The sequence below is a fragment of the Chitinophaga japonensis genome, from assembly GCF_007830125.1.
Lineage (GTDB): Bacteria > Bacteroidota > Bacteroidia > Chitinophagales > Chitinophagaceae > Chitinophaga > Chitinophaga japonensis.
The window spans coordinates 1,043,973-1,058,652 of the sequence record NZ_VLLG01000003.1; the positions used below are offsets into that span (position 1 = coordinate 1,043,973).

The following is a 14,680-nucleotide window of genomic DNA, read 5'->3' on the forward strand; positions in this document are numbered from 1 at the left end:
AAAAGAAGCACCGTTATCCGGCCGGACAACGGTGCTTCTTTTTATCTTTCCGCCGGGAGCGTCAGGTTCCCAGCAATTTATACAACTCATCCAGCTTCGGCGACAATATGATCTCCGTCCGGCGGTTCCGGGCCCTTCCTTCCGGAGTGCTGTTGGTATCCACCGGGTCGTACCAGCTATGGCCGGATGCCACGATCTTGGTAGGGTCCACATGGTAGTTGTCTACCAGTATCCGTACAATGGCAGTGGAACGGGCCGTGCTCAGGGCCCAGTTATCCTGGTACTTGATCCGGATGGGAATGGAATCGGTATGTCCCTCGATATTCACGGATATATCCGGGTTGGTGATCAGCACCTCGGCCAGTTTGCCCAGCGCGTCCTTGCCTTGTGCATTCACCGCGGCGCTGCCGGAGGGGAATAACAGGTTCTCGCTTAGGCTCACATATACTTTCCCGTTCTTTTGGGTAACGCTCAGGTCACTGGCGCTGAACCCGCTCAGGGCGTCCGCCATCTTTTGCCGGAGTGCTTCGGCCTGTTGTTTTTGCTGGTCCAGCAGGGCCTGGAGCTGTTCCAGTTTTTGCTGCTGTGCGGCATATGCCTCCTTGCTGCTGCTTAGCTGTGATTGCAGCCGGCTGCTGGCGGCGGTGGCATCTTCATTGGCAGCGCTCAGCGCCTGGATCTGCCGTTTTTGCTGGGCCACCATGGCTTCCAGGTTATTGACCCGGTTGGCCAGCGTGGCGCTGTCGCTCTTTAATAAGCGTACTGCTACCTGTGAATCAAGATATTTCCGCTTTGAAACGCAACCCGTCAGCAGTATCAATGCAACTGCCCACAGGGAAAGCATCTTTCCGGCATGCTTCATAATTAAAATTTTGGATTAATATATAAATAATGATCGGTTAATAATAAAGCTGGCATCAGTAAAAATAATGATTTATCTATTGTGATACGGTGAGCGGGCAAACTTTATGCCGGTATTGGTTTAACTATCCCCTTGCAGGAGTGGGGGTAGGGGCATCAAACATAAACCGGGGGGCTTCCACAGTAAACCAGGGGGGTAAACATGAACCTGGTTCGGGTTTTAGCCCAACCAGTTTATATAAGACATAAACCGGTTTATATAAAATATAAACCAGATCGTGCGATGAGATGGGGCTGGCTTTCCTGCGCCACTAAAACTAACAAATATATTTTTTCCCCGCTACCAACACACTGCAGGCTCATTACAGGCCACCTGCCTTAGTTTTAGTCTATTGTTGGACACTAAAAATTTGTTTTACTATGAAGTACCCTAAACAACTCCACCTCCCCGGAGCCGTCTTCGGCTGTTTACTAATGCTGCTTTTTGCGGCCTGTTCCCAGAAAGATAAAGAAATGAAGGACGCATCACCTGCTGCTGATGTGGAAACCATGACCGAGTACCTGGTCAGCCAGGGATTTGACGGTCAGCAGATCGTTTTTGAAAAGGATCGCGTGATCATTGAACAGGACATCATCATGACCATGCCGGAACTGGAAAAACGCGTAGCCGACTGGCAGGAAGAAAAGGCCGGTGGTGTACAGACAGAACAGCGGCGCCACACCAGCCTTATCAGCAATTCATACAACAGCAATGTCAGGATCTACATTGATCCCGGTGTGCCCACTGCCTGGAGAACGGCCGTACAGGGCGCTGTGAACAACTGGAACTCCATATCCGGCACCAGGCTGGGTATGTCTATTACCACCAGCCAGTCCAATGCGCATTGCGTGGTGTTTATGGGCTACCAGAATGCCAACTGGGTAGCCAGGGCCTATCTGCCCTCCGGTGGCCTGCCGGGCGTAAGCGTGGAGATCAACGGCTACTACAACAGCCTGTCAGCCAGTTACAAGCTCTTCACCATTACCCATGAGTTTGGCCACACCGTCGGGTTCCACCACACCAACCAGACCAGCGGTATCCATATACCCGGCACTCCTACATCAGATCCCAACTCTGTTATGAATTCATTTATCCTGCCCTGGGCAGGGTTTACTTCCGGGGATGTCCTGGCCACACAGATCATCTATCCGCTATAAACTTTGGCATGAACAGCAAGAAAGCGGCCTGTGTACGGGCCGCTTTTTGTTTTGAAAGTCCTCAGCTTCAGGTTATCTTGCTATATTTACACCGCCTACAAACAGCAGCACACCATGGAAATACTCGCAGCGGTCAGGCAGCTCTACATGCCCATCCAGCCTACGGTAAAGCAAACCGCTGATCATGTGACCTACTATGAATTTTTACCTGATCCCTCACTGCAGGATTTTATCTACTGCTACTGGGAATTGAAAACCACCCGGGCATTGCAGGAGCCTTTCAACTACCGGGTAGTGGCGGATGGCTGCATAGATATTTTCTTTGAGCTGAATGATCCCGGGGAGAACTTTGTAATGGGCTTTTGTAAAAAATATACCGAGTTCCCGCTGAACAATTCATTTCATTATGTAGGGGTCCGCTTCCTGCCCACCATGTTTCCCCAGCTTTTTAAAGTGAATGCCGCGGAGATCAGCAACCGCTTTGAGCACCTGTCTGCCGTAGTGCCCGCCGCCTCCCGGTTTATTGCAGGCACTTTTGGGCCGGGGCAAACCCCTGCACAGGTCAAAGCCCTGTTTGACGGGTACTTTACCGCTCATCTTTCCAATATCACGCTGGATGCGGACAACCGGCTTTATGAAGCCCTTGCCATTATCCTGAAGCATTTCGGCGTGCTGAACGTGGAGACAGACCTGGATACCGGCATCAGCTCCCGGCAATTGCGGCGCCTTTTCGGGTTTTATATCGGGGACAATGCCAAAACCTTCAGCAAGGTGGTCCGCTTTCAAAACATACTCCGGGCCAAGCCTTCCTCCCAGAGCCTGCGGAAGAACAAACTTTTCTTTGATGCCGGTTATTATGACCAGGCCCATTTTATCAAGGAGTTCAGGAACTTTTACGGCGTTACGCCCGGGAAGGCTTTCGGCCGCTAAGTTGTCCGATTTTTACAATGTTCCCGCTGCGGATCACCGCAATTTTGTACTGTTCAAAACATCCGCATCGCATGAAACGATTATCCATCCTTTTTGCCGCCGTTTGCATCGCCGCCGGCGCTTATGCACAAAATACCATCACCCATAAAAACACCAGCACCATGAAACTGAATGCAGGCATTATTACTACCAAACTGGCCGAAAGCAAGGCTTTCTACACGGGTATACTGAATTTCGGGGTCACTTTTGAGAATGAGTTCTACCTCCTGCTGCACACGCCCGGCCACGAAGCGGCCATCAGCTTCCTGCTGCCCAACCACCCCTCCCAGCAACCGCTCTTTCACCCGCCTTTCCAGGGACAGGGCATGTACCTGACCATCGAGGTGGAGGACGTGGACAAGATGTACCAGGAGATCAAAAAGAAGGGCGTGCCCATTAAGATCGATATCCGCGACGAGCCCTGGGGTGACCGGCATTTTGCCATAGAGGACCCCAACGGCGTGGGGATCGATATTGTGAAGTATACCCCCGCGGAAGGCTGACTGCCAGGCGCCGGGAACGGCGCCTGTTTCAAGGCTTAACCATTCCATAACATACTATTGTATAAATATGCTGCGAAACTTGTGTCTTTTAGTATGAACAAGTGATCCACCGCAGCATGAGCCAACATGTAGACGAGCTTTTAATGGAATACATCCGGCAGGACGACCACAAGGCATTTGAAGTGCTGTTTGTGAAATATTACAGCGTCCTGCGGGAGGTGTCTTTCCATTACAGCAACAACAGCGAGGATGCCGAGGAGATTGCAGCGGATGTACTGCACCAGCTATGGCAGAAAAGGAAAGACATCATTATAGAAAAGAATGTAAAGGCCTACCTCTCCACCGCCGCCAGGAACGCCACCTTTAACGTACTGCGCAAAAAGATACTGATCGTGGAGGAGCTGAGCGACTCCATCGAAAGGGAATACTGTAACGACTACGCCGATACGCCTGCTTCCTTCCGGATCAGGGATATTGAAACGGAGATACACCGTTCGCTGGAACACCTCACACACCGGCAACGGGAGATCTTCCGGCTATACCGCTTCCATGAATATACCATTCTCGAGATTGCGCAGTTGCTGCGGCTTTCGGAAGGCACCGTGCACTTCCAGTTGCACAAGGCCCATAAACGGTTGCGGGAATACTTCAGGATACAATTCAAACATTCAAAGCAAGGTATTTGACAGTGGGCAGAACGCAGGAACATATTGACTGGGAACTGGTGTACGCCATACTGGCCGGGGAAGCGGACGAGGAGCAGGAGGAGCGCTGGCGCCATCTTTTCCTGTCGTCCCAGGCCTGCCGCGATCTCTACGGGGAGCTGAAAGGCAGCTTTGTAGCGGCGGAAGAGGAGGGGGAGGCTTTTGCAAGGCTGCGCGCCATCTCACAACTGCATCATCCGGCGCCGGTGGCCCGTTCCCGCAAACGCTACCGGAAAAGGTGGCTCCTCATGGCCGGCTCCCTGGCGGCTATGCTCACCGCCCTGCTGTTCTTCATCCAGTCCCGCAAACAGCCGGAGCGGAAAGCCGCGGCCTGGCAGCAGATAAAGGCGGCTGCAGGACGCGCTACCGTTATCACTTTCCCCGAAGGATCTACCGTGCGGCTGGCGCCGCTCAGCAGCATCCGCTTCCCGAATGAGTTTGATGCGGACAAGCGGGAGGTGATCCTTACCGGTGAAGGTTTCTTTAACATCACGAAAGACAGCGCCCGTCCCTTCCTGGTACACACGCAGCAACTGGTTACCAAAGTGCTGGGCACTGCTTTTCATATGCAATATGACAGCGCGCAGCAACTGCGGGTCACGCTGGTGGAAGGAAAAGTAAAGATACTGAAGGAGGAGGGGCAGGACCTGGCCACGCTGCTGCCCTGCCAGTCGTTCCGTTACAACATACAGGAGGATAGCTGGGAGATCAGGCGCATACCCGCAACAGAGGCCGGCGTGCTGCAGAACGGCGGCCTCATTTTCCGGGCTGCCCCGCTGCACGAAGTGGCCGCCCTGCTGGAAAGGTACTTTGATGTGAAGGTGGTATTCAGCGAGCCGGCGCTCCGCGCGCTCCGCTTCTCATCCATGTTTGACAAACCTACACTGAACGGCATTCTCACGGCGCTGAAGGCGTCCGGTAAAATAGACTATTTCACAAGGGACAACATCATTTTCTTACAAAGAAAAAAATAAAAACATACTATGAGATCAAAAGTCTACCGCGTTCTTCCCAGGCGCACGGGCATCCTGTTGCCCATCCTGTTCTTCCTTTGCCTGGCAGCAGGCGCGCAGGAAAAGCGCCTCAGCGATTACAAGGTGTCATTGCAGTTGCAGGAGGGCACCGTGCAGCAGGCGCTAACGCAGTTGCAGGAGGCTACCGGCCTGGCGTTCACCTACTACGAGGAGGACATCCGGCAAACGGCGCCGGTCAGCATCCGTGTGCGCAATGCTGCGCTGGATGCAGTGCTGGACCGCGTGCTGGCCGGTAATAACTGTACTGCGCAACTGTCGGGCAACAAAGTATACCTCCGCCCGCTAAGAAAGGCGCCCGTGCTGAAGCCCGGCGTGATCAAAGGGCGCGTGCTGGATAAAAGCAACGGGCAGATACTGCCCTACGCCACTGTCCGGATCAAAGGTACCGCGGCCGGCGCTACCACGGATAAGGACGGGCAATTCCTGCTGGCGGATATCAAACCCGGCAAATATACCCTGCTGGCCGGCTACCTGGGCTTTGGCATGGCAGAAAAACAGGTGGTGCTGGAAGAGGGGCAACTGCTGGAGCTCACCTTTGAGCTGGAGTCCCTGACCAAAGCATTGAGCGGGGTAACGGTAACGGGCATCCGCCGCGGGGAGGCAAAGGCGCTCAACGCCATGCGGAACGCGGATAACATAAAGTATGTGCTGGCGCAGGAGCAGATGGAAAAGTTCCCGGATAATACCGTGTCCGAGTCCCTGCAGCGTGTGCCCGGTGTAGCGGTAGGCTATAGTTATGGCGTGGCAAGGGACGTGATCATCCGCGGCCTGGACCCTACCCGCAACGCCGTGCAACTGAACGGGAACCGCGTGCCGGCAACAGAAACACAGTCCCGCACCACGGACCTCAACGGCGTGCTGTCCAATACCGTGGAATCCATCGAGATCATCAAAACCCTGACGCCCGACCGGGATGCGGACGCTACCGGTGGCGTGATCAACATCATCAGCAAAAGCGCCCAGGAGGCCACGCCTGTGCTCAGCGGCAAGGCGCTGATCGGGTACAATGCGCTGACGCAAAAGCCTAATTATGATCTCTCCCTTTCTTACGGCCGCAAGCGGAAAAGGCTGGGCTACCTGCTGAGCGCCAGCTACTTCGCGTCTACCCGCGGGCAGGACCGGATGGATATATCTTACGAGGATTTTGAAGTGGAAGGCGTAACTTCCCGCAAGCCGGAAAGCATTACCAGCGAGGCCTTTAAAATAGACCGGAAGAACCTGGGCCTGACCCTGGACCTCAGCTATGACGCCAGCCCCAATACTTCCCTGTACCTGCGCACCATCTATAACAAATATTACGAGTTCCAGTATTCCGGCAGCATCGGCTACGGCATAGGGGAATACGACGGGCAGGATCATGTGACGGACATGACCATTTACCGTGAAGGCCGCTGGCGCGACTATCACCGCGATATCATCACCCTCAACTTCGGTGGTAAAACCCTGCTGCGGCAGTTCCAGGTAGATTATGACGTGAACCTGAACAAAGGCCTCTATGACCAGCCCAAATACTGGAACGCTTCCTTTAACCTGGAAGACCAGTCCGCCCGCCTGGACCTTTCACAGCCCGATCTCCCGGTGATACATTTTGACCATGCAGCGGCCAATGATCTCAGCAACTATACCACCCGCAACTATATCAACCGCCATGAAAGGGTGGATGATAAAGACGCCCAGGTAACGCTGAACGCTACCCGCACCTTTGAGCTGGGGCAGGACAAAAGCCTGGCCATCAAGTTCGGGGGCCGCTACCGCTATAAGACCAACGAGCGTTTCCGCAACTATTACAATCATGTGCTGCTGGAGGATGAACCCGATTTCAGGCTGTCCGATTACCTGTCCGGCTACGAGAGAAAGGATTTCCTGGACGGCTATACGCATCTGCATGGCTTCCCGGAAACGGAGCGCATGGAGCAGTATTTCCGGGAGAACGGCAGCAGGTTCAGCGAAGATCCTACCTATACCCGGCAGAATACAGACCCGGATTCCTATAACGGGAAGGAAGACCTGGCGGCCGCTTACGTGATGGGCACCTTCCGCATGAAAAAATGGGATATCGTGACCGGCGTGCGTTTTGAACGTACCTCTTTTGACTATACCGGTAATGAAGTGCTGATGGATGAAACCGGCAAATACATCTCCACCACGAAGATCGATCACCGCAATGCCTTTCATGGCTTCTATCCTTCGCTCAATGTAAAGTACAAGCTGTCAGAGCGCACCAACCTGCGCGCGGCTGTGACCCGTTCGCTGTCCCGCCCGAATTATTACGACCTGGTGCCCTGGAAGGAGATTGAAAGAAGAAGGAGCCGTATCAACCAGGGTAACCCGGACCTGGTGGAAGAAACCGCCACGAACTACGACTTCCTGTTTGAGCATTATTTTGCCTCCATCGGCCTGCTGAGCGGCGGCGTGTTCTACAAGGATGTAAAAGATGTGCTGTTCGACTATTCCTACGAGCAGCAGGGCGGCGAGTTTGACGGGTACCGTATCAACACCGTGTCCAACGGCGCCAATGGCAAGGTGTACGGCATTGAAATAGCCTGGCAGCAGCAGCTAACCTTCCTGCCCGGCGTGCTGAACGGTCTGGGCATTTACGCCAATTACAGCTATATCCACTCAAAATTGACGGTGCCGGGCATCGTCACCACCCGCGATATTGCCCTGCCGGAAATGCGGCCGCATGTGGGCAATGTATCGCTGACCTATGAGAAGCATGGTTTCTCCGGGCGCGTGTCCGCTTATTTCTTTGCCGCTTTCCTGGCATCCGTAGGCGATGTGCCGGAACTGGACGAGCATGAGAAAGGCCGCACGCAACTGGACTTCTCCGCCAGCCAGCAGATCACACCCCGGCTGAAGGCCGTGCTGAACCTCAGCAACCTGACCCGGGCAAAACGCGGCGATTACCTGGGCACTGCGCAATACCCGCTGAACACCTATATAGACGGATGGTGGGGCAGCGCCGGTATCAGCTTCCGGCTTTAATTTTAAAATGAAATGAATATCAAAGCAATGAAAATATCCATACGATACATCATCACCCTGCTGGCCATAGCACTGCATACCGCAGCCTATGGCCAGCAGGAGCCTTATCCTGCATCCGCCACGCCGGACAGGATCATACTGACCTTTAACGGGAACCCGGCCACCACGCAGGCCGTGACCTGGCGCACCGATACGCTTACCGGCGGCAGCGCACAGCTAAAACCGGCCACCCCGCACCCGGCCCGGGAGGATAGCGCGCGTTTATTCAACGCCGTTACGCAGCGCCTGGACCTGGGCGCCGCCAGCGCCCATTATCATACCGTTACATTTGACCGGCTGGAGCCAGCCACGCAATACATGTACCGCGTAGGCGACAGCAGCCACTGGAGTGAATGGCAGCATTTTACAACGGCGGCAGCGGAGTTCCGCCCTTTCTCCTTTCTCTACCTGGGCGATGCGCAGAACGAGCACAAGGAGCTGTGGTCCCGCAGCATCCGCGCCGCCTATGCAAAAGCGCCGCAGGCGGCCTTCTCCCTGCACGCGGGAGACCTCATCAACCGCACCAATACCGACCGGGAATGGGGGGAATGGTGCTATGCGGGCGGATGGATATTCGGCACCATGCCGGTTATTGCCACCCCCGGCAACCATGAGTATTACCGGGATGAGCAACGCAACCTGACGCTGACCAAACACTGGCGCCCCATGTTCGCCTTCCCGGAGAACGGGCCTGCCGGGCTGGAGGAAGTAGCTTACTACGTGGACTACCAGCAGGTGCGCATCATCTCCATCTGCTCCCAGGCCTTCCTGCTTAACCCGGCAGACAGCGCCCGGCAGGTGGCCTGGGTGGAAAACCTGTTGAAGCACAATCCCAACAAATGGACCATCGTTACCATGCACCATCCCGTTTTCTCTTCTGCAAACGGCCGGGATAACCTGTCGCTGCGCCATGCGTTCCTGCAGATGTTTGAGCAGTACGGGGTAGACCTGGTGCTGACAGGGCATGACCATACCTATGGAAGGGGCGTAGCGGAACAGTCGCCGCAAACGCCGCGGCAGCCATTGAAAGGGCCGGTGTATGTCACCTCCGTGAGCGGGCCTAAAATGTACATGCCCGGGCTGGGGGAATGGCTGCAGCGCGCCGCCGCGGATATACAACTGTTCCAGGTGCTGACGGTGGAAGCGGATCATATCAGCTACCAGTCCTTTACCGTAACGGGTGGCCTGTATGATGCTTTCCGGGTAGAGCGGAAGGGCAGGGGACAAAAGGTGCTGGTAGACCAGCAACCCTTGCAGGTAAAAGAGCAACTGGCATTGCCGCCGCGCTACGAGCAACGGCTGTCGGCAGAAGAAAGGCAGGCGTTTGAGGACAAGAAGCAGCAGTATTTGCGGAGGAAGCTATAACGCCATCCTCCTTTCGCCTACCTGCTGCCGCCACATGGCATAATACAGCCCTTTTTTCTCCAGCAGTTGCGCGTGCGAACCGGTTTCGGATACCTGTCCTTTTTCCAGCACATAGATCACGTCCGCGTGCATAATGGTGGAGAGCCGGTGCGCGATCAGCACGGTGATCCGTTCCCGGCCGGCGGAGATATCGCGGATGGTATTGGTGATGTCTTCTTCCGTGAGCGAGTCCAGCGCAGAAGTGGCCTCGTCAAAAATGAGCAGCCGCGGATGCCGGAGCAGCGCGCGGGCAATGGAGATGCGCTGTTTCTCGCCGCCGGACAGCTTCATGCCACCTTCTCCCAGCAGCGTGTGAATGCCTTTTTCGGACCTGGCCAGCAGGCCGGTGCAAGCGGCTTTTTGCAGGGCGTCCATGATCTCGTGGTCCGTGGCGTCTGCTTTTACAAACAGCAGGTTGTCGCGGATGGTGCCGGCAAATAGCTGGGTGTCCTGCGTGACAAAACCGATCTGCCGGCGCAGCTCATTATAACGGATATCCGTAGAGGCGATATCATTGAACAGGATGGCGCCGGAAACCGGCCGGTACAGCCCTACCAGCAGCTTTACCAGGGTGGACTTGCCGGAGCCGGAGGGGCCTACAAAGGCAATGGTCTCCCCGGCATTCACGGTAAAGGATACGCCGTCCAGCGCATTGAGCTGCGCCGTTTTATGCCGGAACACCACTTCCTCGAAACGGATACTTTTTAAAGGCCCGGTAGCAATGGGCGCTTCCGGCTTTTGCTCCACGGGCTTGTGCATGAGCTGGTCAAAGATCAGCACGGAGGCTTCCACTTCCCGGTAGTTGAGGATGATATTGCCCAAGTCCTGCAAGGGGCCGAAAATGGAGGTGGAAATGAACTGCATGGCGATCAGCTCACCGGTGCTGAGCACATGCCGGAAAATAAGCCATAAGAGGATGAACAGCACGGACTGCTTCAACAGGTTGAGCGTGGTGCCCTGCAGGAAGGAGAGCGTGCGCACCCGTTTTGTTTTCAGCATTTCCAGGTCGTATATCCGTTGCGTTTGCACCCGCAGCCGGCGTATTTCAGGGAAGGTTAGCCCCAGGCTTTTTACCAGCTCTATGTTGCGCAGCGATTCCGTAATAACGCCCGCCATCTTATTGGTCTCCTTGTTAATGGACCGTTGCACGGTTTTGATCTGCTTGCTCAGCAGGCCGGTGAGGGAGCCGAGCACCAGTATGCCGATCACGAAAACGGGCACCAGCATCCAGTTGCGTGTAACGGCGTACCATACCAGGAAGCCCATACCTACAATGGAAGAGAACAGCACGTTGATAAAGGAGTTGATGAACCGCTCTGTGTCGGTCTTTACCCGCTGCAGGATGGAGAGGGTCTCGCCGCTGCGCTGCTCCTCGAATTCCTGGAAGGAAAGGCGCAGGGTCTGCTTCAGGCCGTCATTAAATATCTGCATGCCGAAGAGTTGCACGGCCTTCCGGGTGAAATATTCCTGGAAGGCTTTGGCGATCCTGGCCGCGATGGCAATGGCGATAGCGATGCCCAGCCAGTACAATACGCCCCGCACCAGTGCGGGCTCGCTCATAGCGCCGGGATTGGTGGCGTAATCGTCTATGATCTTACCGAAGATGATAGGGTCCGTAAGGCTTAGCAACTGGGCAATGCCCGCCAGCACAAGGGCAAAGCCCACCCACCACTTTTGTTGTCTGAAATACTTCCACAGGATTCGCATATTTAATAATAAGCAAAAAACGCCAGATGGCGCGCTTATTTCCGGGCGGCTTTTACGGCGGGGGGCATAATGGCGTCGCCTTTATTGCCAAAGGCATTGCGGATGTAGTTGAGGACATCGCTGGCTTCGCGGTCGCTAAGGTCAAAGCCGGGCATCGGCTGATTGTATACCTTGCCCTTCACCGTGATCTCGCCGGAGGCGCCGTACAGCACCAGTTGTATGGCGCGTTGGCGGTTGGCCATCAGGTAGTCGGAGCCGGCCAGTGGCGGGAACACGCCCTCCATGCCCAAGCCCTCCGCGCCGTGGCAGGACTGGCAGTAAGCGGCATACAGGGATCTGCCGCGTTCCATGCTGGCTTTCAGGTCAAAGGAGGATTGCGCCTGCAGGCTAAGCCAGGCAACCACGGCGGCAAACGGGAGTATGATAAAGAAAAAAGTGGCGGATCTCATCATACGTCAGTATGGTTCAGGGTTACGGGTAATGTTCTCACCCTTTTGCCGGTAGCGGCATAGATGGCGTTCAGTACAGCCGGCACCGTTACCGGGTTGGAAATTTCGCCCAGGCCCCAGGGCTGTTCATCCTGCGCTTCCACGAAATGCACTTCAATGTCCGGGCATTCATGGATGCGCACTACTTTATGGCGGTTGAAGTTGCCGCCGGTTACCCGGCCGTTCCTGATATCCACGCCGCCATACAGCAGGGCGGAGAGGCCCCATACCACACCGCCCTCCACCTGGTTCCTGGCGCCGGAAGGGTTCACCACCATGCCGCAGTCCACTGCGCAGATCACTTTGTCCACGCTCACCTTGTTGTCCTGCACGGTCACTTCGGCTATAATGGCGCAATAGCTGTTGCCATACGGGTAGGCCGCAATGCCCCGCCCACGGCCTTTGGGCAGGGGGTGGTCCCAGTCGCTTTTTTCCTTTGCCAGCCGGAGCACTTTCAGCAGGCGGGTGTTGCTGACCTTCTCTGCGCGGCCCACATTCACTTCCCGGCCTTCTACGAGCAGGGACAGCCGGAAGGCGTAAGGGTCTTTTTTGAGCGTGGCGGCTACTTCATCCACGAAGCATTCGCTGAGCGCCCAGCCGTTGCTCATAACAGAGCGCCAGGCGGTGGATTGTATAATGCTCTGGCTGGTGAGGTCTTCGAAATCGTAACGGATATTGGGAATGTTGTAACCAATGCTGGTGAGCTCCGTAGCGGGGTAGGTACGGTCCCACATGTAGGTGCGGCATTCTTTTTCATACCAGGCGTATAATTGCCCGTTATCGTCCCAGGCCGCCTGGTAGTCCAGGCGCTGGTAGCAGTGCGCAAAGTTTGTTTGGTGATCGTCTTCCCGTGTCCAGGTCACTTTTACGGGAATATTGCCCGCTTCCCTGGAAATGCACAGGGCTTCGATGGCTGCATCGGGAAAAGCCCGCCTGCCAAAGCCGCCGCCGGAAGGAAAGAGATGGATCAGTACCTTTTCCTTCGGGATGCCGAAGATGCGGTGGATCTCGTCCGTAATGTATTCAGGCCATTGCGTGCCGGTCCACAGCTCGCAGCTATCTCCTTTAAAGTGCGCCGTGCAGTTCAGCGGCTCCATGAGGGAATGCAGCATGTAGGGGAACACATAACCGGCGCGGAGGCTGTGTTTGGCATGGTCTATATTGGCAATGGCATTCACCTCGCCGGTATAACCTACCGGGTCTATACGCTGCCCGCCCCGCTGCGCTGCCATCGCCTCAAACCCGGCAATGCTGGCATGGGCATGCGGGCCTTCCTCCCAGTTCACGGTGAGCTGGTCCCTGCCTTTTTTGGCCGCCCAGTAAGAGCTGGCGATGATGGCCACGCCCTCGCGTATATCATAAGGATATACAGGCCCCTGCAGGCCGGCCACCGCGCGGGTGGTCACAACCTTGCTGACCCCTTTTACGGCGAGGGCTTTGGCGGCATCATACGATCCTACTTTTCCTTTAAAAACCGGGCAGCGGGCAACCAAAGCGTATTGCATGCCCGGCACGCTTGCGTCCATGCCGTACGCCAGCTTGCCGGTCACCAACAGTGGTAATGTTTTGCCGGGCTGCGGTTGGCCGATGATGGAAAAGTCTTTGCTGTTTTTCAGCTTCGCGGAAGCAGGCGGCGGCAGTTTGGCAGCGGCAGCAGCCAGCGTTCCAAAACCGGCCTGCTGGCCGGTTTTGCGGTGAATGACTGCGTGATTGGCTGCATAGCAGTTAGCGGGCGTGGTGTTCCACTGCGCCGCAGCGGCCTGTACCAGCATTTCCCGCGCCGTAGCGCCGGCCTGGCGCAGGATCGGCGTCATACTGATCACGGTGGAGCTGCCCCCGGTGCCATGCCCGCCTTTGGCTTCCGTATATTTTTGCGGGTCGGCATCCGGGTAGGTTATGCTTACCTGCCGGAAATCGGCGCAAAGCTCTTCCGCGATGATCATGGCCAGCGCGGTGCTAACGCCCTGGCCCATTTCGTGGCGGGTAACGTTGAAGATCACTTCCCCGCCGGGAAGGATGGAAAGGAAATCGCCCAGGGCGGCGCTTTCCGCGGTAGGGGCGGTATCCTGCATGGCAGGCGGCGTTTTGCCCAGGCCATAGAAACTGAGCATAAAGCCGCCGCCTGCCAGCGGCATTACCCGCATAAACTGGCGCCTGTTCATAACGAGCTGGTTTTAGCCTGTAAAGCAATAGCGGTTTTAATAGCTTTCCGGATACGCACATAAGTGCCGCAACGGCAGATGTTGCCTGCCATTGCGGTATGTATGGCATCGTCGGAAGGAGAGGCGTTGGTATTTAGCAGCGCGGCGGCCGACATGATCTGCCCGGCCTGGCAGTACCCGCACTGGGGTACGTCTTCCTGTATCCACGCCTGCTGCAGGGGATGGCTGCCATCGGGCGACAGCCCTTCAATGGTAAGTATCTTTTTGCCGGCTGCCGCTGCGCAGGTAACGGTGCAGGAGCGCACCGCCTTCCCGTCCAGGTGGATGGTGCAGGCCCCGCACTGGGCAATGCCGCATCCATAGCGGGTACCTGTAAGCCCGGCATAATCCCGCAGCAGCCATAATACCGGCATGTCCGCATCCACTTCAAACTGCCGCATGGCGCCGTTAATATTAAAATTGAATGTAGGCATAACGTGCATGTTTGCGTTGCAACCAAATTACAGACCTTGTGCGTAACGGGAAGGCCTATTTAGCCGAATGCGGTCATTATTCGTCCAGCGGAAGGCCACCGCCATCAATGCCATTCGTAGCGCAATCCGGTCGTTTGTCGAAACAGGGTTTAGC

Annotated in this window: 12 protein-coding genes; 7 read left to right on the plus strand and 5 right to left on the minus strand. The window is 55.8% G+C overall.

Annotation, left to right across the window (positions count from 1 at the left end; genetic code table 11):
- Positions 1–61: 61 nt before the first annotated feature.
- Positions 62–862, minus strand: coding sequence for an OmpA/MotB family protein (locus LX66_RS13265; RefSeq protein WP_145714197.1), 801 nt, complete (start codon positions 860–862; stop codon positions 62–64).
- Between the two features lie 512 nt (positions 863–1,374).
- Between LX66_RS13265 and LX66_RS13270 the strand changes: the two genes are divergently transcribed.
- The 7 genes from LX66_RS13270 (at position 1,375) to LX66_RS13300 (ending at position 9,657) form a co-directional block, all read left to right on the plus strand.
- Positions 1,375–2,058, plus strand: coding sequence for a M57 family metalloprotease (locus LX66_RS13270; RefSeq protein WP_244620390.1), 684 nt, complete (start codon positions 1,375–1,377; stop codon positions 2,056–2,058).
- Positions 2,059–2,172: 114 nt separating this feature from the next.
- The gene (locus tag LX66_RS13275; RefSeq protein ID WP_145714201.1) at positions 2,173–2,988 is read left to right on the plus strand and encodes an AraC family transcriptional regulator; all 816 of its coding nucleotides are present in this window, start codon (positions 2,173–2,175) and stop codon (positions 2,986–2,988) included.
- 71 nt (positions 2,989–3,059) lie between these two features.
- Positions 3,060–3,530, plus strand: a complete 471-nt coding sequence (locus LX66_RS13280; protein ID WP_211366206.1) for a VOC family protein — start codon at positions 3,060–3,062, stop codon at positions 3,528–3,530.
- 116 nt (positions 3,531–3,646) lie between these two features.
- Entirely contained in the window at positions 3,647–4,216 is a 570-nt protein-coding gene (locus LX66_RS13285; protein ID WP_145714203.1) for an RNA polymerase sigma factor, read from the plus strand.
- Positions 4,217–4,218: 2 nt separating this feature from the next.
- Entirely contained in the window at positions 4,219–5,208 is a 990-nt protein-coding gene (locus tag LX66_RS13290; protein WP_244620436.1) for a FecR family protein, read from the plus strand.
- Between the two features lie 9 nt (positions 5,209–5,217).
- A complete protein-coding gene (locus LX66_RS13295; protein WP_145714207.1) occupies positions 5,218–8,253 on the plus strand; it encodes a TonB-dependent receptor in 3,036 nt (1,011 codons plus the stop codon).
- 12 nt (positions 8,254–8,265) lie between these two features.
- Positions 8,266–9,657: a purple acid phosphatase family protein gene (locus LX66_RS13300; protein WP_145714209.1), complete on the plus strand. Its 1,392-nt coding sequence runs from the start codon at positions 8,266–8,268 to the stop codon at positions 9,655–9,657.
- Here the strand turns inward: LX66_RS13300 and LX66_RS13305 are convergent.
- Genes LX66_RS13305 through LX66_RS13320 form a run of 4 tightly spaced genes read right to left on the minus strand, consistent with a single transcriptional unit; the run spans position 9,652 to position 14,526 of the window.
- Positions 9,652–11,403 (minus strand): ABC transporter ATP-binding protein, encoded by a 1,752-nt coding sequence (locus LX66_RS13305; RefSeq protein WP_145714212.1) that lies wholly within the window; start codon positions 11,401–11,403, stop codon positions 9,652–9,654. The genes LX66_RS13300 and LX66_RS13305 overlap by 6 nt on opposite strands.
- A gap of 35 nt (positions 11,404–11,438) precedes the next feature.
- On the minus strand, positions 11,439–11,855 hold the full coding sequence (locus LX66_RS13310) for a c-type cytochrome (protein WP_145714214.1): 417 nt from the start codon (positions 11,853–11,855) through the stop codon (positions 11,439–11,441).
- On the minus strand, positions 11,852–14,053 hold the full coding sequence (locus LX66_RS13315; protein ID WP_145714216.1) for a xanthine dehydrogenase family protein molybdopterin-binding subunit: 2,202 nt from the start codon (positions 14,051–14,053) through the stop codon (positions 11,852–11,854). The genes LX66_RS13310 and LX66_RS13315 overlap by 4 nt, the downstream gene beginning before the upstream one ends.
- Complete coding sequence (locus tag LX66_RS13320; protein WP_145714218.1) at positions 14,050–14,526, minus strand: (2Fe-2S)-binding protein; 477 nt, start codon at positions 14,524–14,526, stop codon at positions 14,050–14,052. The genes LX66_RS13315 and LX66_RS13320 overlap by 4 nt, the downstream gene beginning before the upstream one ends.
- Positions 14,527–14,680 lie beyond the last annotated feature (154 nt).

Coding starts and splice junctions, on each gene's coding strand:
- LX66_RS13285 (WP_145714203.1), top strand. CDS start 3,647: ATGAGCCAACATGTAGACGAGCTTTTAATGGAATACATCCGGCAGGAC.
- LX66_RS13310 (WP_145714214.1), bottom strand. CDS start 11,855: ATGATGAGATCCGCCACTTTTTTCTTTATCATACTCCCGTTTGCCGCC.
- LX66_RS13320 (WP_145714218.1), bottom strand. CDS start 14,526: ATGCCTACATTCAATTTTAATATTAACGGCGCCATGCGGCAGTTTGAA.
- LX66_RS13265 (WP_145714197.1), bottom strand. CDS start 862: ATGAAGCATGCCGGAAAGATGCTTTCCCTGTGGGCAGTTGCATTGATA.
- LX66_RS13275 (WP_145714201.1), top strand. CDS start 2,173: ATGGAAATACTCGCAGCGGTCAGGCAGCTCTACATGCCCATCCAGCCT.
- LX66_RS13270 (WP_244620390.1), top strand. CDS start 1,375: ATGAAGGACGCATCACCTGCTGCTGATGTGGAAACCATGACCGAGTAC.
- LX66_RS13295 (WP_145714207.1), top strand. CDS start 5,218: ATGAGATCAAAAGTCTACCGCGTTCTTCCCAGGCGCACGGGCATCCTG.
- LX66_RS13300 (WP_145714209.1), top strand. CDS start 8,266: ATGAATATCAAAGCAATGAAAATATCCATACGATACATCATCACCCTG.
- LX66_RS13280 (WP_211366206.1), top strand. CDS start 3,060: ATGAAACGATTATCCATCCTTTTTGCCGCCGTTTGCATCGCCGCCGGC.
- LX66_RS13315 (WP_145714216.1), bottom strand. CDS start 14,053: ATGAACAGGCGCCAGTTTATGCGGGTAATGCCGCTGGCAGGCGGCGGC.
- LX66_RS13305 (WP_145714212.1), bottom strand. CDS start 11,403: ATGCGAATCCTGTGGAAGTATTTCAGACAACAAAAGTGGTGGGTGGGC.